Annotated in this window: 20 protein-coding genes; 8 read left to right on the forward strand and 12 right to left on the reverse strand. The window is 57.9% G+C overall.

Going from position 1 to position 21,567, the window contains the following annotated elements:
- The 3 genes from dpdJ to dpdD are packed head-to-tail and all read left to right on the forward strand — an operon-like array spanning position 1 to position 7,351.
- A complete protein-coding gene (dpdJ, locus tag AC1DKV_RS23910; protein ID WP_477138124.1) occupies positions 1 to 4,563 on the forward strand; it encodes a protein DpdJ in 4,563 nt (1,520 codons plus the stop codon).
- Positions 4,560 to 5,093, forward strand: a complete 534-nt coding sequence (gene dpdK / locus AC1DKV_RS23915) for a phospholipase D-like domain-containing protein DpdK (protein WP_477131696.1) — start codon at positions 4,560 to 4,562, stop codon at positions 5,091 to 5,093. Before dpdJ ends, dpdK begins: the two co-directional genes overlap by 4 nt.
- Complete coding sequence (dpdD, locus tag AC1DKV_RS23920) at positions 5,090 to 7,351, forward strand: protein DpdD (protein ID WP_477138125.1); 2,262 nt, start codon at positions 5,090 to 5,092, stop codon at positions 7,349 to 7,351. Before dpdK ends, dpdD begins: the two co-directional genes overlap by 4 nt.
- A gap of 53 nt (positions 7,352 to 7,404) precedes the next feature.
- On the opposite strand, the gene AC1DKV_RS23925 is transcribed toward dpdD, so the two are convergent.
- From AC1DKV_RS23925 to AC1DKV_RS23955, 7 genes are all read right to left on the reverse strand, one after another.
- Complete coding sequence (locus tag AC1DKV_RS23925) at positions 7,405 to 7,770, reverse strand: 6-carboxytetrahydropterin synthase (RefSeq protein ID WP_477116802.1); 366 nt, start codon at positions 7,768 to 7,770, stop codon at positions 7,405 to 7,407.
- Between the two features lie 113 nt (positions 7,771 to 7,883).
- Positions 7,884 to 8,600, reverse strand: a complete 717-nt coding sequence (queC, locus tag AC1DKV_RS23930) for a 7-cyano-7-deazaguanine synthase QueC (RefSeq protein WP_477138126.1) — start codon at positions 8,598 to 8,600, stop codon at positions 7,884 to 7,886.
- The gene (dbpB, locus tag AC1DKV_RS23935; protein WP_477138127.1) at positions 8,593 to 9,669 is read right to left on the reverse strand and encodes a DGQHR domain-containing protein DpdB; all 1,077 of its coding nucleotides are present in this window, start codon (positions 9,667 to 9,669) and stop codon (positions 8,593 to 8,595) included. The genes queC and dbpB (AC1DKV_RS23935) overlap by 8 nt, the downstream gene beginning before the upstream one ends.
- Entirely contained in the window at positions 9,666 to 10,961 is a 1,296-nt protein-coding gene (gene dpdA, locus AC1DKV_RS23940) for a tRNA-guanine transglycosylase DpdA (RefSeq protein ID WP_477138128.1), read from the reverse strand. The genes dbpB (AC1DKV_RS23935) and dpdA overlap by 4 nt, the downstream gene beginning before the upstream one ends.
- Positions 10,958 to 12,097, reverse strand: a complete 1,140-nt coding sequence (dbpB, locus tag AC1DKV_RS23945; RefSeq protein WP_477138129.1) for a DGQHR domain-containing protein DpdB — start codon at positions 12,095 to 12,097, stop codon at positions 10,958 to 10,960. The genes dpdA and dbpB (AC1DKV_RS23945) overlap by 4 nt, the downstream gene beginning before the upstream one ends.
- Positions 12,069 to 13,025, reverse strand: a complete 957-nt coding sequence (locus tag AC1DKV_RS23950; RefSeq protein WP_477138130.1) for a hypothetical protein — start codon at positions 13,023 to 13,025, stop codon at positions 12,069 to 12,071. Before AC1DKV_RS23950 ends, dbpB (AC1DKV_RS23945) begins: the two co-directional genes overlap by 29 nt.
- Before the next feature lie 367 nt (positions 13,026 to 13,392).
- Entirely contained in the window at positions 13,393 to 14,289 is an 897-nt protein-coding gene (locus AC1DKV_RS23955; RefSeq protein WP_477138131.1) for an HNH endonuclease, read from the reverse strand.
- Between AC1DKV_RS23955 and tnpA the strand changes: the two genes are divergently transcribed.
- From tnpA to AC1DKV_RS23970, 3 genes are read left to right on the forward strand one after another with little or no spacing between them, the layout of a single operon-like run.
- Positions 14,207 to 14,617, forward strand: coding sequence for an IS66-like element accessory protein TnpA (gene tnpA, locus AC1DKV_RS23960; RefSeq protein ID WP_477138132.1), 411 nt, complete (start codon positions 14,207 to 14,209; stop codon positions 14,615 to 14,617). The genes AC1DKV_RS23955 and tnpA overlap by 83 nt on opposite strands.
- Positions 14,614 to 14,961: an IS66 family insertion sequence element accessory protein TnpB gene (gene tnpB / locus AC1DKV_RS23965; protein ID WP_477138133.1), complete on the forward strand. Its 348-nt coding sequence runs from the start codon at positions 14,614 to 14,616 to the stop codon at positions 14,959 to 14,961. The genes tnpA and tnpB overlap by 4 nt, the downstream gene beginning before the upstream one ends.
- 30 nt (positions 14,962 to 14,991) lie before the next feature.
- Positions 14,992 to 16,545, forward strand: a complete 1,554-nt coding sequence (locus tag AC1DKV_RS23970) for an IS66-like element IS883 family transposase (protein WP_477131698.1) — start codon at positions 14,992 to 14,994, stop codon at positions 16,543 to 16,545.
- A 629-nt stretch (positions 16,546 to 17,174) separates the two neighbouring features.
- Here AC1DKV_RS23970 and AC1DKV_RS23975 read toward each other — a convergent pair.
- Both AC1DKV_RS23975 and AC1DKV_RS23980 read right to left on the reverse strand, forming a co-directional pair.
- Positions 17,175 to 17,420, reverse strand: coding sequence for a hypothetical protein (locus AC1DKV_RS23975; protein ID WP_477117253.1), 246 nt, complete (start codon positions 17,418 to 17,420; stop codon positions 17,175 to 17,177).
- Positions 17,421 to 17,581: 161 nt separating this feature from the next.
- On the reverse strand, positions 17,582 to 17,863 hold the full coding sequence (locus AC1DKV_RS23980; protein ID WP_477138134.1) for a hypothetical protein: 282 nt from the start codon (positions 17,861 to 17,863) through the stop codon (positions 17,582 to 17,584).
- A gap of 463 nt (positions 17,864 to 18,326) precedes the next feature.
- Between AC1DKV_RS23980 and AC1DKV_RS23985 the strand changes: the two genes are divergently transcribed.
- A complete protein-coding gene (locus tag AC1DKV_RS23985; protein WP_477117255.1) occupies positions 18,327 to 18,632 on the forward strand; it encodes a DUF1484 family protein in 306 nt (101 codons plus the stop codon).
- A gap of 347 nt (positions 18,633 to 18,979) precedes the next feature.
- Positions 18,980 to 20,119 (forward strand): PAAR domain-containing protein, encoded by a 1,140-nt coding sequence (locus AC1DKV_RS23990; protein ID WP_477138135.1) that lies wholly within the window; start codon positions 18,980 to 18,982, stop codon positions 20,117 to 20,119.
- 99 nt (positions 20,120 to 20,218) lie between these two features.
- Here AC1DKV_RS23990 and AC1DKV_RS23995 read toward each other — a convergent pair whose 3' ends face one another.
- The 3 genes from AC1DKV_RS23995 to AC1DKV_RS24005 form a co-directional block, all read right to left on the reverse strand.
- A complete protein-coding gene (locus AC1DKV_RS23995) occupies positions 20,219 to 20,770 on the reverse strand; it encodes a hypothetical protein (RefSeq protein ID WP_477117258.1) in 552 nt (183 codons plus the stop codon).
- 343 nt (positions 20,771 to 21,113) lie between these two features.
- Positions 21,114 to 21,320: a hypothetical protein gene (locus AC1DKV_RS24000; protein WP_477117259.1), complete on the reverse strand. Its 207-nt coding sequence runs from the start codon at positions 21,318 to 21,320 to the stop codon at positions 21,114 to 21,116.
- A 101-nt stretch (positions 21,321 to 21,421) separates the two neighbouring features.
- Positions 21,422 to 21,567 (reverse strand): cyanase (locus AC1DKV_RS24005; protein WP_477138137.1); only part of this gene is annotated, 146 nt, incomplete at its 5' end.

Raw genomic sequence — 21,567 nt, forward strand, 5'->3', positions numbered from 1 at the left:
ATGACCACAACAAGAGAGCGCTTCCTTCTTAATACCCTAGACGTGATCGAAGAGCGCGAAGCGCGCTTACTCGCCTGGGGAATTGTTGACGGCCAATTTAGTCGCCAGGAATTTGTCGATTTGATCGACCGTCGAATCGACGAAGGATTGGCCGAGGGAATTGATGACTTTCTTGATGCCGATGCAGTCATTCAGATCTTGCGTTCGCGGCAGTGGATAACTGTCGTCGATTTGGAGGATGGCGCTGTGGCATACCGGTCCCGCATGGCCGAGACCGTGCGATTGCTGTCGCGATTGCGTCAACTGTTTCCCAAACATGCCGGCGAAACGGGCTGGCAACGGGCGCCGACGCTGGTGGCCGATTTCCGATTTTTGCGGCGACCGCGTCAATATCCGAAGAGGAACCGATCAGTTGAGGATGCGCTTGTAGTTCTGCGCAACGTGACATCTAACGCCTCATTGCTACAGGCCGCTCGGGCCTTGTTGACACCCGGTGGCCGCGCCTTCAATCTGGCTGGATTCCAGGTGCGCGCGGCCGAGCGCATCGTTCGTGGTATCGAAACCGATGCGCCACTTGCGACTATAGTCTGCGCCGGCACCGGGAGCGGCAAGACGCTCGCCTTTTATTTGCCAGCACTAGCCTCAATTGTCCGTCATTTGCTCGCCGAAAGCATTTCCAAGCCATGGGTCAAGGCAATTGCGCTGTATCCTCGAGTGGAATTGCTCAAGGATCAGTTGCGGGAAGTATTGAAACGATCGCTTGCTTTGAGACAGGCTCTGTCGAGCGAATTGCGACACACGATCCGCGTCGGCGCCTATTTTGGCGACACGCCAGGTTCGGCCCAGACGTGTAATTGGCCTAAAGTGGGCGATGATCGTGTCTGTACTGTGCTCAATTGCCTGGAGTGCGGTGGCGACTTGCGCTGGCGCGAACAGGATCGGCGTACCGGACGCGAACGACTCATTTGCGCGAAGTGCGCGTTCGAGATAGACGGGGAGATCTTTCCCCTCACACGCGACACCATCAAGAAGCGGCCACCGGACGTGCTGTTCACCACAACTGAAATGCTGAATCAACGCCTATCCGACAGCGCGTCGTTTCATCTCTTCGGTGTGGGCCCTCATGCGATTCGTCCGCCTGAATTAGTGCTTCTGGACGAAGTCCACACCTATGAGGGGCGGCATGGCGCACAGGTCGCGTACTTGATGCGACGGTGGCAACGCTTGCTTGAGCAGTCGTTGCGGTTCGTTGGATTGTCGGCCACGCTGCGCGATGCTACGACATTTTTCTCCGCGCTCACCGGTTGTTGGCCTAGTTTGGTCGAGGAAGTTTCACCTCAACCGCGCGAAATCGAGACGGAAGGTGCTGAGTATCTGCTGGCCCTACGCGGCGATCCGGTATCGCGTGCTGCATTGCTGTCGACGACAATCCAGACGACTATGGTGTTGCAACGGTGCATGGATCCCAAGACACGCGAACTCGCTGATTCCGTCAGCGGGGGCGTCTTCGGGCAGAAGACTTTCGTGTTTACGGACAATCTTGATGTCATCAATCGCCTGTATTTCGATCTCTTGAGCGCGGAGGGGCGTAACAGTTATGGCGATCCCGACATGCGGCACGCGCCGGAAGGCGGATTGGCTTACCTCCGGAAACAGGGCACATCGCACTTTCGCTACATCAATGGGCAGGACTGGCGCGTTTGCGAAAGTCTTCATGGTGATGTGAGGACGCGCCTTAACGTCAAGCGCGTCAGTTCCCAAGACCGCGGTGTCGATCCGTCGGCCGATGTGGTGGTCKCCACCGCGGTCCTAGAGGTAGGCTTCGATGATCCCGCGGTGGGCGCAGTGGTGCAGCACAAGGCACCGCGCGGCATCGCGAGTTTCCTGCAGCGCAAGGGGCGGGCCGGGCGTAGTCGTGGCATGCGTCCATGGACCACTGTGGTGCTCTCCGACTATGGCCGCGATCGCGCAGCGTATCAGTCCTATGATCTGCTGTTCGATCCCGAGCTCCCGGTGCGAACACTACCCGTGGCAAACCGCTATCTCACGCGTATGCAGGCGGTCTACGCCACAATCGACTACCTGGGCCTGCGCCTGCAGGACGCGCCGCCCGGCAGCATCTGGCTGGATTTGAGCGGCCCGACCGGTAGTGCGCAGCGGGGCGCGCGCCTGCAACGTGAGATACAACAGATTCTTGAGACCGATGCCGGCACTCTGCGCCTTGCCCGTTACTTGGAGCGCGCCCTGAAATTGTCYGCCGACGATGTTTCCGCTCTGCTCTGGGAATACCCCAGGCCACTAATGACTACGGTGTTGCCGACTGCCTTGCGACGCCTTGCGACCTCTTGGAGCGCCGAAAACGAAGGGGGCAAGGACTATCAGATTGCCAACAATCCTCTGCCGGAATTCATTCCCGCTTCGCTGTTTGCCGACCTCAATCTTGCCGAGGTCACTATCGACTTGCCCGGCGCTGATCAGGCCAAGCTGTTTGATCAACCTGCCATGTCGATTTTTGCGGCGCTGCGTGAATTCGCTCCGGGCCGCGTCAGCCGCCGCTATGGGGTTCACCACAAATCGGAGCGCTACTGGCTGGCACCGACACAGGCATGGGAAGAGGACGTGCCATGCGGTGAGGAGATCAACACGTTGTTGGATGTGAAGTCGATCGGCCAGTGTGTCTATCTCGGTGACTACCTCGTTTGGAATGGCGATAGCAGTATTGCGATGCCTGTCTATCGACCGCTATCCCTAGAGCCGAAGGCGCCCCCGAAAGCAGTTAAGGATTCTTCGAACTCGATGCTGCATTGGCATAGCCAATTGGTGCCGGAAGTCGAGCCAATTTGGTTGTCGGCGCCCACCGGCGGCATTTGGCCCGATGTGATCGCACAGGTCGGCTTCTTCACTCACGCGCGGCATGCGCCGATTGAGGTTCGGCGGTTTGCAAGTGGTGCTTCAGCGGAGATTGGGGTCGACCAGGAGAAAACGCGAGCTGAGGTGACATTTGCACTGGACGAGTGCCCCGTTGCGTTGGGAGCCAAATTTGCCGCAGATGGGGTGCTGTTTCAGTTGCGCATACCGACAGGCCTTTATTCTCGGCAGGGAAAGGGAACCGAGCGCAAGTGGCAAGCCCTACGCCTGGCGCGCTTCAGTGACCAGGCATGGCGCGGCAAAACCCTAGAGATGGTGCCTAACCCGTTTGCCCGCGAATGGCTTGCGCAGATTTATCTTTCGGCGATTACGTATATCTCGGTTCGGGAGTGCATGAGTTTGGCATCAGCCGATMGGGCGCTTCTATCCGATACGGCCAGCGTTAGTATGGCCGATGTACTAAATATGATGTTTCAGTCGCATATCGTGGAGGCCCATCAAGGAGAGGGGCACGATTCCCCACCTGACAAGCTTCGCCAGGATCTGGACGATTACCTACGTCGCCATGAGGTGCTTGAGGCGCTGCATATGGCAGGTCACGTCCTCTGGGAGCCGATTACGGAAGAATGGGAATCCTGGCTGCAGGGCGTTTATCATGCCACGTTTGCAGCCGCAATCCTGCGGACAGTAACTGACCTGTGCCCCACAATTGATGCTGAGGACTTGAGCGTAGACCTGTCGCGCGGCCCGGTCGCACCAAACCACGAGCAAGGCTTCAACCCCGGCTTGCACGAAATCTGGCTAACCGAGAAAACTCCTGGCGGTAGCGGATTGATTGAGCAAATCATGGGTMATTATGCGGAAGATCCACGTCGATTTTTCTCAATGGTGCGCGCCAATCTGGATACGAGCGAGTTCGAACTGATCGACCATCAGATGGCCGACCTGCTGCGTTTGCTAACGCAGCAAGCCGACTCGGACGTCGCGCGATTGATTMATGAGTTCCGTGCCGCAGGCGGGCATGTCGAAATGACGCGGATTCTAGGCCGCCTGCGGCGCGCGCTGGTCGAAGCAGGATTCTCTCCTTTCCACGGTTTCATCGTCTCGATGGGCAACCGAATCTTACGCCAGGGAGCGGKACCAGCGACAGATCGCTATCTCGCTTCCGTTCTTTCGCGTTGGGACTCAGAGGAAGAGCGCCTTGGCATCGAGATCGACTTGCGCGTCATGAGCTATTTCTTGAGTCAAGCGGATGAGATCGATCACATGGTATCGGAATTTGGCGCCGCAATTGGCGCTGATCGCKGTGCCTGGCGCATTAGTGCGATCTACGGCCTCCTGTGGGCGCGCGGGAAGGCCGTGCGCCAAACCGCGTTGCAACTGCGAAGCGCGTTTTGCGATCTGCCGACGATTGAGCGTCTTCTTGTGGCCGAAACGATCGCCGATGACCGCGTTAGGGTAGACGTTACCGCGACTGACTGGCTTGCGCAGACTGCGGCCCATCTGTCGGACGGTAGACTGGTGACGCTTACCTGCAATGAGAGAGAACGCATGTTGTTGGGTAATGCACTCAACGCTCTCGTGACAAATCCGATTGATGCCGGATACATCCRTGCGTATGCACGCCTGCAGGGAGTGCGACAGTCGGCCGGTACATTACAAGCCGATATCGAATTGATTGAGGCATTGCAATGACATATCTGTATCGCCGCATATTCAAGACTCAGACGACAGGCGCAGTGACGGTGCAGGAATTGCTGCAAACCATGTTTGTCTCCGAAATGCTAAGAGCTGGTGGCGAACTCTGGATTGTCTCGCCATGGATTAGCGATGTCGTATTGATCGACAACAGATCGGGAAACTTCGATTTACTCAATCCCGAATGGGGGCGCCGCGAAATTCGCCTGGTTGATGTTTTGGCGGCCCTGATGACGCGCGGGACCACTGTCTCCATTGTCACGCGCAGCGACGAGAGCAATCGCAACTTCTTGACGAAGTTGCGCCATCTAGTCGAGCAGCACGTGCTCCACGAGCGTGCGACGATTACGATCCATGATCAATTGCACACGAAAGGGATTTTACTGTCGAATAGCTTGCTGATGGGCTCCATGAACCTGACCTACAACGGTATGGTGATCAATGACGAGTGGGTAGAGTTCTCGCTTGACCCGGAGGATCTAGCCCGCACCCGCCTTGAATTTCGCCGCTATGTGGAGGCGTCATGAACGATCGGATTCCCGGCGGAGAGGCCGCTTGGTTGGCGCGTTTCTTCGCTGGGCGCAACGCGCTGCACTGGGACGCGATCACCGGCAACACTKCGCCAATGGCGTGGAGCGAGCAAGTTATACCTTGGATAGACTATTTTCTTGCCACGGAAGGACGGGCGCCACTAATCCTACCCATATTCTCGGCACAGGGTCCGATTGCCTGGTATGCGGTCGCCCACGACAGTAATAGCGCCGCAGCACTGGCGGACGAACTCGCTAGCGTGGTCGGGGCTAGCTACAGCGATTTCCGTGGCCATCCGATCACCCATAACGCCGATGACCCGATCGAAGCCGCTTTGCATGAGCGGTTCGGTCGTCATCTGTTTCGATTTACTGCGGTGTCGGACCGTGCGCGCGTAGGGATCGTCAGCGCCTTGTCTCTCTATTTGACGGTACTGCGGCGGCGTCCGGTCACGCCGGATCGAACACAGCAACCATTTGGTAAATTGCGAGGCGACTTCGATCGCGCCCTGTTAGCCGGTAATGAAAAGGCGGCAAGGAACTTGCTGGAGGCACTTTGTGCCACCGGCCGCGTCAATGTCGAACAGCGCCAATTTCTCGATATCCGTTTGCAGGCAGGCTTGGGGTGGCAGGATGATATTGCGCACAATTACACTTTGATTAAAGCGGTGATGGATCTTGCGTTGCCGCCGCAGACCATCATCGACATAGTAGATTCGCTCTACCAGGCCCACATCGCGCGCATGGAGCATGACCCGGATTCGCGCATCATCATCGCGGAGTTCAAGCAGGCGATCGCCAGGCCATTTAGTGCGCTTTTCAAGGAGCGTAAGGGCATACGACATCCGAATGTGCTCAAGGCCTTCCTGCTGTTCGAGCTGACACAGGACGAACCGAATCCCATTCGCTGCGAGGCGATCCTGAGCGCGTATCCGTTTGGTGCGGCAGGCAAGGAACTCCTGCAGCGGTGGTGGGAGCACGCCAAGAAGCGTACTCCTGGGAAGACCTCCCCAGAAAAGACACTCGACCTAGTCAAGCAGGCTTTGGCGGATGAGGACTATGAGGCGGCGGTCGACTTATGCCAGAGCGCCCTACCCCATTCCTGGGCCTATAGTGGGCTTCTGCGCTGCGCGGCCGAGCTCCACGATTCTGCATTGACCGCGAAGGTCCTGGCGCTTGTCGATGATGCTGATGACTCCGCGCGGGTCATATGGACGGAGCGTGATCAGACCCGCATTGACAAATTGCGCGGTGCCCAGCCTGTGGCAATGCCGAGCGATGTCCGCGCTTCCTGGCTATCGTGGTCTCGTACCGTCGTGGATTGCGCTTACCAAACGTCGCCGATCGCGCTACTTGATCAGTGCGTTACTCAATGGAGCGTGGAAGATTACATAGTCGATGTGAAGTCGTGCGAGACACTCGTGCAACTCATTGGAAATGCTAAAGGTAAGGCAGAGCAAATTTTTCGTGATGCGTATCCTTATCTCGTCGAGTTCTTTGTCGCTMGCCCGGCACAACCCGTGCGCGGATTTATTCCCCTCTATGAAATGCTGATCAAAATGATCGCGTGGAATGATGGGGCATCCCCTGACGAGTTGGCACTGACGTCAGAACTACTTCAGGCTCTAGTGGGCCTTGGGCTAAGCAGAGCGCATTATGTCGAGGCACTCGATGACCTCAGCGAGATATTGACCGCGAACCGAGCGTTCACGCATCTGGACTGGGCCTTAAATACGACGGAAATCTTGGGGTTGCAATCAGCACCGGACCCGGAAGCGAGGTTGCGGTATTTCATGCAAGTGCTCGATCTCGTGCGTGCCTATGCTCATCGCGTGACTGAGTCGCAGCGTATGATCTTGCGAATCCTGGCGAAAGATTACGATTGCCTTKACTTGCTCGACACCCTGCCAGCGTTGGATCAGACTGATGCKAGTCGCGACCATTTCGGCGATTTTGCCGGCCTGATTGGGATCTACACCCTAACCGAATCGGCGGGACAGCGCGCCAAGCAAGTATTGCTAAAACTGCTGCCGCAGGTCAGGGTGGAAATCAACGCTGATCACGCGGCAACAGATCGCTTGCGCCATCTTTCTACGAATGCTGATATCTTTGTCTTCGCCTGGAGAAGCAGCAAGCATCAGGCATATTACTGCGCGAAAGAAGCTCGTGGCGACCGTGGGTTGCAACTTCCTGTTGGCAAGGGGAGTGCCAGTATTCTGGATAGTGTCTTTAAAGAACTGGCACGTCAGGCATGAGGTGATATGCAGTTAACACTGCAGAACTCAGGCACTCTGTAGAGTGCCGTTTTCTAGGCTGGGCTKAGTTCGCACCTATCCCCACTCGCCGGCCGCTCGACGCTGACCTTGGATACGTTTGGCATAACTTGTGAAATACTGCGGTATATGAAAGCGCAAAGACTCTCTAGCGTCGCTGATCCTAATCCAGGGACGTCGTCTAAGAAGTGATGATCGAGTTGTGACCGAATTTTCTGTATCTCTAAKCGAAGCAATCCTAAGTCAACCACCATTCCGGACTCGGTGTCAGGCAACCCGCGTACAAATACCTCAGCATGGTAAGTATGCCCGTGAATTCGACGACTCCCTTCGGTATCGATCTTCCTTTCGAGGGTATGCGCGGCCTCGAAGTAGAATTTCTGACTTAACTCGTATTTCATGGTGTGCCAAAAACTTGTGAGTTTTAATATTTGGGCTTCAAATTAAATTGGCTTCGAAGTATTCAGTTGCCGGAGTAAGTGCTTGTTCTTCTTGATTCGGACGGCGGCCTATGTCATCCATTTATCCTAGCTAAATACCCTTCGAAGCCTTTGCCACGGAGTTCGCACGCCGGGCATTCACCACATCCATAACCCCACGAATGAGCCGTAACATGATCTCCCGTATAGCACGTATGAGCATCATACCTAATGAGATCCACAAACTGAGGCCCCCCCAGCTTTGCAGCTAGCTCCCACGTTTCCGCCTTGTCCAGCCACATCAAGGGTGTTTCAATGACAAGAGGCTGATCCATGCCTAAGCTTAACGTCACCTGGAGCGACTTGAGCGTGTTGTCTCTGCAATCGGGATAGCCGGAGTAATCGGTCTCGCACATGCCCCCAACCAAAACCGTGAGATCTCGKCGATAAGCCACTGCGGCAGCAAAATTGAAGAACATCAGATTACGCCMGGGAACAAATGTGTTTGGAAGTCCGCTTGAGGTGAGTTCGATGGCCTTTGAACTGGTCAAGGCAGTATCGCTTAGTTGACCGAGCACGCTCAGATCGAGAGTGTGATCTTCGCCGAGACGCTCCGACCAGTTTGGGAAGGCCGTACGCATCTTCTTCAGTATGACTTTGCGGCACTCCATTTCCACGCTATGGCRTTGACCGTAGTCGAACCCAATCGTCTCCACATGGGAGTAACGTTGAAGAGCCCAGGCCAGGCACGTGGTGGAATCCTGTCCGCCAGAGAACAAAACTAGTGCGCGCTTATGCATATTTTCATCCATTCACGATACGGCGGGGTTTGCGAAGTAGACGCTTCAGTGTGCGAGTCAAGCAATTCGCGAGGAGATCGATATCTGTTGGCGTATTTTGAATTMCGTTCCACAGGCGAGTGTCATTCGCTGACAGTTCCCAAGTGCCACTAGTCCAAGCAGTGTAAGGCTTCAAGAGTTGCAKGCCAGGAACAAACTCGTCCTTGGTTCTCGCGCCTTCGGTAGCGTACAGAATTTCCATCACGAAGCCCATCGCAACGATTCCAGCGCCGTGACGCAATCGCGATGTTCTCGGGCTMATGCCAACCCATTCTGGTCGGAAGACCTCGACAACAGCTTTGAAGAACTCGTCGATCAGGGATATCGAGATCTCTTCGAAATCGTCTTCCTTGATGTAGTCGCGAATGGCTCCATCGGATGCGGAGTTCATGACCAAGCGGCGCATGGCGGTATCGCTAATCACCCCTGTCGGATTGGTGTGCTGGCGAATTTCTCCGTATAACGAGGAGCCGTGCTGGAAGTTGAGCCGATCAATAACACGAGCCGCAAACTTCCGAGAGGTAAATCTTTCAGGCAAACCATCCACGTTGGGTAGTAGTTCGTAGATGAGCGTCTTCGGTAGGGGGCGCGTGTTGTTGATCAGGACAAACTGCTGTMGCAGTTCGTTGTAATCCTTGCATACTAGTGCGGACACAAAAACCTGAAATCCAGGTTTTGTAATGCCAGATAGCGCGGTGAGTCGCTGCTGACCATCTACCACGAAGCCGGGCTTCCCTTCTTTGGTATTTATCTCAACACTGACGATTCCGCCCCCAAGGTCCTTKATTTTTACCCCATCAATGAACGCGACAATAACAGCGTTCGGAAGCAGGGCATCCTCCCTTTTGAGGTAGTCCCGTATCTCTTTAATGTGTGACGCAACCTGATGCCGCTGAAATCCCTTTAGTTGTCCGCTCTCGGTGCGACCGATTMGTTCGATTTCTGCGAAGGACAGAACCTCCTCAGGCGTTGCCGCAAACGAGAAGACATCGTGATCTGTTGCTTGTTGGGCTCGGACAGCCTTAAATCGAAAGACGCTCACAGACGCTCCTCGAGAATGTTCTGTACATGTTTGTGATATACGCCGAGATTGTGAAATCCCCGGCGCTTGTTGCGATTGCTTGCTCGGAAAATGATGACCTCTACGCCCACCTTGCGGCAGATCGGGCAGTCACATTGTTTCCAAGGTTTGGMTTCCAATGTGCGGGCAATCATGTCCCGTTGCTTCTTTAGTTCCTGTTCCCTCTTCTCTTCGGACACTGCCTCTCCCTGGGTTAGGAAGCGCTGATAGTCGACGAGAGCATCCAGTGCCGACGCAAGTGGCATTTTGCGTTTGTCGAAAGCCCGGATCGAGTCCAGTGCTCGCTGCTCACGACGCAGCAAATCCTCTGTATTGAAGATGCCGCGTTTGATGCCTTGCATCAAACGAGGATTCTCGATGGCCTGGGGAATGCGAATGGCGGCAAAGTAGTCCAGCGTACCATCGCCGTTGCTATGGTAATAATTTGCTTTCGCGTCCTTAAAGGCACGAATCAACGGTGATGTCGAGTCGAAACTCGTTACCCCATAGCCGGTAAAATCTTGAATCTTGTCGGCTTTCGCGAAGCCAAGAAGATGAATATCCGTTTCCGGTTTGATCGCCTTTCTAATGGCTTGCAGGACCTTGTGAATAACGTCGACCTTGAGGGKCACCAGGCCGCCGACCGCCAGATAACGGTAGCCCATCTTCTCGAGTCGCACGGCAGCGTCTGCCATACTCTCTGGCGACCATCCTTGTATTGGTCCCATGGGCTCGAAGGGCCAGTCTTCTTTCTCAGTTAGCCGGATGAACTCTTCAGCGTTCGAAAGGGTAATCTCGAAGCGCTCGATGACGTCTTTGGATTGATCCTCTATGGGAGGGTTGCTGGTGTCACAGGCAAAGATAATGTGGTMCGGCGAGCACCCGTGGGTGAACGCGGCATCCGAGTAAAACTCGACCACTTCTTCGGGGCTATAGGCGGGCCGTGGGTGCTCTACATATGCAAATGCACCGCAGTCCCCCATCAACATCCGATCTTTGTGTTTGGGGCCACCAAACCTCAAGAACTTGCGTGCGCCATCCCGCAACATGCGTTGTTCTTCAGAGGTGGAGTAGCGGACCTTTGAGGTCGCAACACCGTCGGCCTGGCGGATAGCGCTCATGGAGACCAGCAAGCCATCATACGGCGCAGGATCCATCATTTCGTGCGCATAGCAGTCGTCCCAGTACCGCTTGCGGCCTGGGGCATTCCGGTCTTGCAGGAAGTCGTAAAGAGGATCTACGTAATCCTGCGTGTCGGAGTACAAAAACTTCATCTTTTTACCTGGGTCGCATAGGTACGCACCAGGGCGTCCTGTAATCTCTTAATGTCTTTTGGCGTATTTTGGATCTCGTTCCAAGCTATGCCGAGTAGGTCCCACTGGCCTTTCGTCCAGGCGCAGTGAGGTGCAATCGTCTCCAGTTCCTTGCGGATGGTCTTGTAGTCTTCCCCGACACCAGAGAGCTTTGCATAGATTCGATCCATCAAGACGCCCATGGCCACAATGCCCGCAGAATGCATTAGGCGGCTATGTCGTGGGTCGCGCCCCCATGCATCTGTAAACACGTCTCGCACGGCGGACCAGAAGATCAACAACACACGATACATGGCCTCCACATCCGCCGCCTCGTTTGGCCTTGCCTTGTATGCTGCAAGCGCGCCAAGCGGGTTGCTGAGGCTGTTGCGTATCATGGCAACCACAGCCGTGTCGGTGATGACGGCTGGCGATGCTGATCGGTCCGTCATTCTCTTTATGAGCTTGTGGAATGGTGAGTTTGAGTCGCGATTAAGTAGGTTGCAGAGCTCAGTCGGAACGCGCCGTGCGTTAAGGTCGCGCGGCAAGTGAATGCCCGATGTCTCCGGTAACAACTCATTGATGAGTCGACTGGGCAKCKGTTTCGCCTTGTTTACTAAGATAAACTGTTCTCGCTGCACCTCAATGCTGTCTGACACGAAGCCGATTACTGGGACTGGTATGGAAATATTCTTCGCCTGAGCCAGTGCAAGCGAGCGCTGCTGTCCATCTACAATCCACGCGACCCTCTCGCCAGCCTCAAAGATCGGGATGGTGAGGGTACCTGCTTGCGAAATGCCGGCGTCTCCGGTCGGCTTCGATCCTCGCGCCGCCACAAAGCGAACTTCCGGTGACATCGCCAAGATAATTGCGTTCGGAAAAAGAACGCTGCCCTGATTGAGGTAGTCAACAATTCCCTTTACGTGACTACGTATCTCAGGCCTTTGAAAACCCTTTAAATCATCCGTCGCGTCGCGTTCAATTCGGCTGATGTCGGCGAGTCGTGTGATGTCTCCGCCGCCGATGAAGAAGGCGTAAACATCGAGCCCGTCTCCTTGCGTCGTGTGCAGTGCGCGGACAACAATTTCCTTAGGTTTTGGAGCMATCTTTCTCTCCACGTAAGGACGCGGCCTCTGCTCGAAGCTGTTGCCAAAGTTGACGGAAGCGGCCCTGCTCGCACGCGACTAAAGCGTCGTCGCGTAGAAAGCGAAGCAGTCGAGTTGAACTGCCGCCGTAGTMGCTCCAGTTCTTGCGAAGTAAACCCAGAATTTCGCTGTCGGGGAGCTTGGTACGAGACGGAAGTATCGGAACCTCGCGATCGGATAGGGCATCTTCCACTGCGGCTCGGCCCGAAGCCAAGGCAAGGCKATGGCCCTTAAGTTCCTGGATGAAATGACGGAGTGCGCGCTGAGGGAAGTCTGCGCGAGTACCTGCAAACGGCGTTGCCTCTAAGCGCTCGTCGTAAGGCATGACGCAGCCACGAAGGTGGTCGGGCACTGCTTCGCGACCTTTACCTGATGTGAAGATTCTCAGCTTTTTGGCAAATATGGTGGCGCATTGTCCCAAGTCCGAAGAGACCATCTCGAGGTATCCGCTCGGTAGCGCAAGGAACATCAGCTTTGTGCTGGGCGCTGCAATCAACTTAGCGATAGATGGTCCCTTGTTGAGGGTCAGCCACCAATCGGCAGGGGTAGCTTTGACTTGAGCTAGTGCGGGTGAAATCGAACTGTTCCCGGCAGCCACAGTGAGGTCGTAGTGTGGAACCATCACATTGGCCTGGAGAAGGCCAAGGCCAGCTGAGACGAAGGCAAGCTTCGCACCTGCAAGAGTGGAGGCTTCGCGTGCGTCTACTACCGATCGGCCAGTGTAGAGATCGATCGCAAACTGATGTGCTTCCGCCTGTTCGACGGTCCGTTTCCAGTGACGAGCGAGGTCCTGCACCGACTCGTATCTTGAGCGATGGCTGAGGGCCCAGCTTGCAGCGCCACTTCCGGTCTTCGGACTGCGCTTTCTGCTGGTGCAGTTAGTTAGCACCAGTACGTCCATTGATTGCTCGCTTTCGTGCGCCCCTTGGTGGGGAGGTGAGACAGTTATTTTGCCGCTTCGGATTCTACACCTTGCAGTTATTTGCCTCAAACGCGCGGGCGTCTTCTCAGTTAAATTTGGTGAACGAGCGGGTGGTGACCAAAGCTTTGGGACGTGAAGTCTGCGTCGTGGGCGGCTAATACGGCACTTTGCATCAACCCGGCATAGGAACCCCGGGATCGAAAGAGAAGTAGCGGGCGAGAGGTCGCAGAGGGTGACGGGGCCGGAACTCAGGTATGGCTGGAGGCACATCAGTCGTGCCGGCGAAGGCGGCGCTCCCATCCGCGTGCAACATCGTTCTTGGGCTGGCAAGCTCTCACGAGGGTGCCTATTGCGCGCTCTCCTTAGCCGCAATCGCCTCCATTAGCTCCAAGTTCTTCTGATGCCCCCCACGCCCATGATGAATGTGCCGATGGCACGTCGGGCATATCGCCGCAACATGACTTGGATGATCAAGACCGCCATCCGAAACGCGCGTCGTGTGATGCGGTTCCAGATACGGAGACCCATCCTTCCGCTGAAACGCCGCCGGCTGGAGACACGACTCGCATTTCCCGGCTGCACGCAGCAGAACGTAGTCCTTCACTTGCTTGCTGCGTTGATACAGTCGCCGCAGTGCGGTCTTTCCCGTTGCCACTTGTGAGTCGTGAAGCGCCTCCATGGCTCGCCGCCGTGCCTCTTCCAAACTGGCTGGCGCTGGCTCAGTGGCATCGTCGTCGAACGACGCACTGCACTCATCGTCCAGGAGTGCCACAGGGACAAGTTGGAAGACGATCACATCGCGCTGCTGCCCGTGCTTATCGGGGCCGCGACGAATCGAGTGTCCAGCATAGGCGTACTCGCCAATGTATTCCTGCCCCTTGCCTTTGCCGAGTGATTTGAATAAATGGAGCGCTCGCCCATCCTCCGCGTGCTCGCGGATGGCTAGGTTGCCACGGGTGAACGTCATATCGCCGACTTGGCCCTCACCGGTGTAGGAGAAGACGCCAAGTTCATCTCCGCCGTCAACATAGCCATACTGCTCTCCGCTATCGCCCGTGARGATGAAGATGGCTCGAACCGTGCTCGAATGGTAAGCGAGTCGCCAGCACCGTCTGTACCGTTCAGTAGAGTGGCGCCAAAGTAGTTCCCACCAAATAGTGATGGGAACTACTTTGTCACAGTCACAGGATGAACCAGTCGCCGGCAGTCGCAAAGGCCGGCCGAACCACAGCGAGGAATTCAAGCGGCGGTTGGCAGCCGCTGCGTGTGAGCCGGGTGTCTCGGTATCGAAATTGGCGCGCGAGCACGGCATCAACGCGAACATGCTGTTCACCTGGCGCCGACGCTATCGAATGGAGCAGCGCCAGGAAGCCGCGGTGTTGTTGCCGGTGACCGTTGAACACCCAAGCTCGCCACCCGGTCCGATGCCAATGAGTCCGGCCGCTGCGGTTTGCGAGCCGACGCCGCCGCACGGCGCCATTGAGATCCGTTTGGGCCGAGCGGTGATTCGCATTGAAGGGGCAGTCGACCTGGCCACGTTGCGTACCGTACTGGACCGTTTGACGCCATGATMGGGTTGCCGGCGGGAACACGCATCTGGATCGCCGCAGGCGTGACCGACATGCGCTGCGGATTCAACGGGCTCGCAGCGAAGGTGGAGGCGACTCTGCAGGAGAGCCCGTTCTCCGGCCATGTCTTCGTCTTCCGCGGCAGGCGCGGCAACGTCATCAAGGTATTGTGGTCAACGGGCKATGGGCTTTGCTTGCTCTCGAAGCGCCTGGAGCGTGGACGTTTCGTCTGGCCGCAGGCCGACAGCGGCAAGATCCACCTGACGCAAGCGCAGTTGTCGATGCTGCTGGAGGGGATCAACTGGAAGCAGCCCGAGCGCACCTGGCCGCCACTGTCGGTGTTGTAAACCTTGTGGCATGTGCGTAAACTGCCGCGCATGCCAATCGACCCCAGCGATCTCCCCGACGACATTGAGGCCCTGAAGGCCTTGGTGTTGGCACAGCGGGAATCGATCGCACTCATGGAACGGGCCTTGGCGGTCCGCTCCATGGAGATCGAGCAGCTAAATCTGCAGATCTCAAAGCTKAGGCGGATGCAGTTTGGCCAGAAGTCCGAGAAGCTGGATCGACAGATTGAACAGCTCGAGACCCGACTGGAAGATCTGCTGGCCGAGGAAGGTGCGGCCGAAACCGAAGCCGATCCGCAGGCTACCCCTCCTGTCCGGAAGAAAGCGGTACGCAAGCCGTTGCCGGAACACTTGGAGCGGGAGGATCGCATTCTCGAGCCCGAGACCGAAGCCTGTCCAGAGTGCGGCGGTAAGCTCAAGCCGCTGGGCGAGGACATCTCGGAGCAACTCGATATCATCAGCAGTTCATTCAGGGTGATTCGGCAGGTGCGGCGCAAGAAGGCCTGCGCCTGTTGTGATTGCATCGTCCAGGCTGCGGCGCCAAGCCGGCCGATTGAGCGCGGCATTGCCACGGCGGGGCTGCACGCTCACATACTGGTTGCCAAATACGCTGATCATCAACCGCTGTACCGCCAAGCCGCTATCTATGCCCGGCAGGGCGTGGAGCTGGACCGCACGACCATGGCTCGCGGTGTCGGCGCTTGCGGTGCGCTGGTACGCCCCCTGGTCGAGGCTTTGCACCGATACGTGATGATGCCCGGCAAGGTGCACGCGGACGACACGCCGCTGCCGGTACTTGCGCCAGGTAAGGGGCAGACCAAGACGGGAAGACTATGGGCCTACGTGCGGGACGATCGCGCATCGGGTTCGGATGCTGCGCCTGCGGCCTGGTTCGCCTACACACCAAATCGCCAGGGCCAACATCCCCAAGCGCATCTGGCCGGCTTCCGCGGCATCTTGCAGGCAGACGCGTATGCGGGCTTCAACGCAGTTTTTACCGATGGCAGTGTGCGCGAAGCAGCTTGTATGGCCCACGCGCGCCGTAAGGTGCACGATCTGCATGTCCGCAAGGCAACGCCGACCACAACGGAGGCGTTACGCCGGATCGGCGAGCTCTATGCCATCGAAGCGGAAATCCGGGGTAAGCCACCTGCCGTGCGTCAACAGGTGCGGCAGCAAAGATCCCGGCCCATACTGGACAGCTTCGAAGTGTGGTTGCGAGAGCGGCTATTGACGCTCTCGACGCAGTCGGAAACGACCAAAGCCATCAACTACATGCTGAACCAGTGGCAAGCGCTAATCTACTACTGTGATGATGGCCTGGCAGAGATAGACAACAACATCGCGGAGAATGCGCTGCGCGGTGTCGCGTTGGGTCGGAAGAATTTTTTATTCGCCGGCGCTGACAGTGGCGGAGAGCGCGCGGCCGCAATGTACTCGCTCATCGGGTCCTGCAAACTCAACGGCATCGATCCCGAGGCCTATCTGCGTCACGTCTTGGCCCGCATCGCCGATCATCCCGTCAATCGGATCGACGAACTTCTGCCGTGGAACGTCGCCGCTCAACTGGCGTTGCAAGCCTAAAGCAGCACCATTCCTGTCTCGTCGTCAACCACGGTGCTGGCGATCCGCTTACCTCGAATGCGCTATGCCACTCTGATCGTTGCCGCCGAAGGGCGGATGGATGTCAGTCCGCCTGTTGTAGATCTTGCCGAGCGAGAAGCTCGGCGGCTCGGCCGGTTGCTTGCGCTCGTTCGAGAGTCGCACAGCGTTGAATCCGCGTTCCTGAATGCTCAACTTCTCGCCCCTTCTTGCCCGATCTATGGCACGCGTATGCGTACTMGTTCTCTTGCTCGTMAGTATGTCGATAGGAAATGTCCTATGCAACATTCACACAAGCTGAACATCTAAATTCCCTGCGCCAGGGCCATTGTCCGGGGGTAGAGCAAGCAGTTCGACGAATTCAGCCCAGAGGGCGGAGGCCGCTTCTCGGAGGATGCGAGAAACCCGGGTGATCACTGCATCGGTGGCCTAGGCAGAGGCCGGACGCCGCAGAGCAATTTTTGAGAAGGCAAGCCCAGCGGCCTCTATCGATGGCTGAACTGGTTCGCTGGCGGGTGTTGGACTTTGGCGGGCGTGGGTGGCCCTGGTGATTGGGCTAGGTCAACCGCGTGCAGGCGCTGTGCTGACGCTGGCATTGCGTTCACCGGCGCTTACCTCCGATCGTCGCGGCACATAGCCGAGCAACAGGCGACGCAGAGGCGCGGCAGCATGCGGCCGGGGTAGACGCGTCGCGCCTTGTGCAGGCCGTGGATCATGCCGCGGATTTCCGCCGGGTCGGGGTGGCCGATGGTGGCCCGCAGGGCGGCGGGTTTTACCAGTTTGAACTGCTTGTGGGTGCGGCGTTTCGGACGCGCGGCCACATGGTCGAGGAAACCGGCCGCACGCCGTGGCACCAAGCTGCCCGCGTTGCGGGAGACCGATGCTCAAGCGTATTGCAAAGCGGGGGCCAAATGCAGGAAGGAGGTGCGTTCTGGGGCCGGTCAATATTCCCGGGCTGCCGGGGTGTTCGAGACTCGCAATAACTGCGTAGGTCGGGGATTTTCCCCTACCTCACCAACTATCCTTCTGGCCCCCTAACCTTCTTCAGATCACGTGCTATCCGCTCAAGAATCGGCGACGTGTGGCCGTGCTCCGCATCGGTTCGCCCGGTGACCAGCCAGTACGCATACTGCGGCCAAATCTCCGCCATCTTCTCGATCATTTCCTGCGTGAATCGCTGCTGCCCCCGGCATGCGTTCTTCCAACTGTCCGCCTTGATCMCGGTMAKGTCTTCCATGTGCTTGTAGCGGCGATGACCCTCCGCCACGAAATCTATCAGTTCCTCGACGCGATCACGCATTTCAATTAGGACAAATTATCCTTGTAAGGTACATTGGTGCGTATGCCGTCGCTGGCTGTCGCGGGTACGTGCCGCATGGCAGGTAGCGAGGGCCCGCAGAAAACCTCTTCCGTACCGGCGAGGCGGATCCGTTCGCGCACGACCAGAGGCGCCCGGCCGGCACCGCCGCCAAAATCTCGGACACATGTCTAGGGCAAGCGTCAGGCCAGAGCTTGACGGATGCAGCGCAGGCGTTAGCAATGCCAGTCACGTTGCCAGGGCAGACAAAAGTCGCATTATGGCTCATGCCTCAGCCTCTTACGGAGATTGCTTGGTCGCGGACCCTCCATACATCGCACTTGCAAACGTACTGTGCTGCACGCGCTTTATCGCGCTCGTCATCCGAAGCAGCGAGAGCGCGGATCGTTGACACCTCGTCCACCACATGGACGTCTCAATCGACCCTACCTGCCAAGGAGCCATCATGACTGCCCGCCAACGTCGTCCTCGTACTGCAGCCGAAGCCAGAAATGCTGCAATGGAAGCCAAGCTAGTCGCAGATCCGATGCCGCCAGAAAGTGACGCCACGTTCGGCGCTGAGTGGAACTATAAAACCATCCAGCAGAGTTGCGACGACCTGATACGCGTCAGCGCCGGCTTGGACTCTCTGCTGACGCTGCTGGAATTGCAGGCGGGCGAGCATGCCGCCAGCAATGGCCTGCATGCCCTGCTTGCCCCGCTAAAGCAGCAGCTGGACCAGGCAGTCAACCGGGTGCAGGCATTGTGCTGACCCAGGGGGGGGAAGATCATCGGCACCCGTCAATGACCTTCGCAATGACCAACGCCCTCGTTGGTCACCTCTATAGATTGGGGAGGCGAGCCACATAGGCCAGAGGTCCGCGTCAGTCACGTCCGATCCTTGCCAAAGGATAGCTATCCCGGATCGGCGGTGCGCATATGGTGCCCGCCCCACTGCCGGCCTTCTCGACACAATTGACGCAACTCAATTCCCGCCCTCAACAAGACGTTTCTTCGCATTCCTGCAGACCTCTCTCGATCTCAACTGGCCGATCCGCTGGAACACTGCACGGCGGTTCGATCACTTTGGGTCTCATCCACCTGACAACGGAGAAAGGCATGACGGATATGCGAGAGGCATTGAAGCATGGCGACAAGACAAGTACAGACGGGACGCTGATTTCCACAGTGATCGGCTTCGCGCATCACGGTGTCAGTGTGGCAGCGGAGGGAGACCACGCTACCTGTCCGGCATGCAACGTGGGCGGCCCGGTGATGAACGACGCCCTTCCGCATTTCACGCTCATGGATGGAAGGCGAATCCTAGTGCGGGGAGCAAGGGTGATGTGTCGGTGCGCGATAAAACCAGTCGTCGTCCCGTCACAGCAGGACTTCCTCATTGAGGTGAACTGGACAGGACACCTCCACCAGCCTTCATCCGCCCCAKGCACTTACGTGCCGGTCGCTGCAGAAAAGCTKACCGAGAAGCCGGGCAAGGTCGTGGACGATGCGACGCGGATCTGCCCGAACGTGAGCAATGGGGAGTTTCGCAGTGCCATCCTCTCGCTTCGAGTCAAGGCGATTTCATGCTGCATCAAGAGGTTGGTGGAGCTTCGTCGGTGGAACGATGCAKATCGAGCGCGAGTTGAGACTTGGTTTGGCACCTCTGAGGACAAGGTCCGCCAGTGTCTGCTTGAGGGAATTCCTCGCATCGAGTCGATCCTCAGGGAGCTGACCGCGGATAACTTCGTCCGCTCAAGCAGGAGGCTGCGGCAAAGAATCCGCAGTGTATTGAGAATGCTGATAGCGTGGCCGGCTATGTCATTGTCTAAGATATTCCGCAGCATTGCTGCTGTCGCCGCGATCCTCGCGCAGCCCGCCTTGGCGTGCAGCTTTGACATCTCCTTCAACAGCAATTTCGAGCGCGGCGCGGATCGTCTGCCAGCGTCGGAGGTGCGCAGACTGGCGGAGTGGATGATCGACGAACCGGCGGCCTATGAGAACAAGCAGGGCTTCCATATTGCGGTGTATGAGGCCCCGACCGCCGGCATCAGCCATGCTTTTGCACGCAAGCGCGTGTCTCACATGGAACAGTTGCTGACGACATTTGGTGTGCCGGCGAGCATGATCTCTGTGGAAATTGCCCGTTACCAGCCAGGAAGATCAGCGGAGCCGCCGGACTTTGCGCACATCAACTTCATGCCGGGTTGCCCGCACCCTTGCTGCCCGGGGCCGCAGCCGATCGACCGGGGGCGATAGATGCAAGCGATTTAACTCGTCAAGCCTGTCGAAGCGGAGTTCACGCCATGAACCCGGCCATGGCTCCACCCCTCACCCACCCGTACGGTCCGCGGCACATCACGCAAGCGCACCGTCCGTAAACACATCCGGGCTACCGGCCCGCGCGCCCTCCGAGAACGGATCGCGCTTGCCGTTGTTGGCGCCATCGGTAAAGGGGTCGCGCTGGTCGATGCGTGCGCCGTCGGTGAACGGATCACGCTTGCCGATGTGCGAAGCGCTGGCAACGACCTGCTGCGCCGCGCCGCTGTATGCGCCTTCCGAGAACGCGTCGCGCTTGCCGTTGTTGGCGCCGTCGGTAAAGGGATCGCGCTGGTCGATGCGTGCGCCGTCGGTGAACGGGTCGCGCTTGCCGATGTGCGAAGCGCTGGCAACGATCTGCTGCGCGGCGCTGCTGTATGCGCCATCGGAGAACGCATCGCGCTTGCCGTTGTTGGCGCCGTCGGTATAGGGATCGCGCGCGTCGTTGCGTGCAACGGATACGTTGTAGCGATACCCATGTTCCACGCCCACATCGGCGGCAAAAGCCGCGTGCATTCCGCCAGCGGCGGCGGCGAAGGCGACGATGGAAACAAGGCGCTTGGCGAGGGTGGTGACGTTGGTGGTGTTCATGATGAAGCTCCAGGGTGATGTATCGGGCTGCGGCGGCGTTGTTTAGTCGCGGCCGCGTTGCGTCGCTGGCGGGACCATCTGGTCTTTGCTGCCACCGCCGCGCTACAGGAAGCATTTAAGGTGACCGATGTATCCGGCCCGTAGTGACTTGGCACCCTGGCGGTGAGCGTGCGTATCGCATCGGGCCGCTGATACAGACGGATACCAAGTCGGCTGTCGCGGCGGCGCGGCAAGCGGCGCCCGGTCTACATGGCGGATCGGGGAATGTGTTGTGAACGGTGCTTCGTCAGGGCGCGGTGCGCACGCCCTCGCGATGGACCGCTGCGTCGCCCACGTACGTATGTCACCGGCGCCCGCCGTCCGCGCGTGGCGCGCAGAACGCATGATTGGCGGGGTGCTGCGCGAGGCAGGACGAGGGCTCCGGGTTCTGGCGCTGCGCCCGCGCTTGCGCGCGCGCCCGCTCGATCACGGTCCAGTCCGGGCCGGCAAATGCCGGCCATGCCGACAGGATCGTGGTGACGCTGAACAGGGTGAGGAGAATCTGCTTCATGGCTGGCAACTTCATTTGATGCGAGGTGGTCCGGCGGGCGTCGCCGGGGGCGGTGGACGGATGCCGCTTGCGCAGCGGCCATCCCGCCACCGGCGTGCCGTTCAGAACGGCTTGGTCGGCAGGTACTTGCCGTCGAGCGTGATGACCGCGCGCTGGCCGCCTTCGGGGTCGTCCACTTTCTTGATGTCGAGCTTGAAGTTGATGGCGCTGATGATGCCGTCGCCAAACTGCTCGTGCACCAGCGCCT

The organism is Cupriavidus sp. 05T41 (genome assembly GCF_056396525.1).

What these genes read in the sequence shown, in the direction of transcription:
- dpdK (WP_477131696.1), top strand. Translation starts at nt 4,560, where the DNA reads ATGACATATCTGTATCGCCGCATATTCAAGACTCAGACGACAGGCGCA.
- tnpA (WP_477138132.1), top strand. Translation starts at nt 14,207, where the DNA reads ATGGGAACTACTTTGTCACAGTCACAGGATGAACCAGTCGCCGGCAGT.
- AC1DKV_RS23985 (WP_477117255.1), top strand. Translation starts at nt 18,327, where the DNA reads ATGACTGCCCGCCAACGTCGTCCTCGTACTGCAGCCGAAGCCAGAAAT.
- AC1DKV_RS23995 (WP_477117258.1), bottom strand. Translation starts at nt 20,770, where the DNA reads ATGAACACCACCAACGTCACCACCCTCGCCAAGCGCCTTGTTTCCATC.
- AC1DKV_RS24000 (WP_477117259.1), bottom strand. Translation starts at nt 21,320, where the DNA reads ATGAAGCAGATTCTCCTCACCCTGTTCAGCGTCACCACGATCCTGTCG.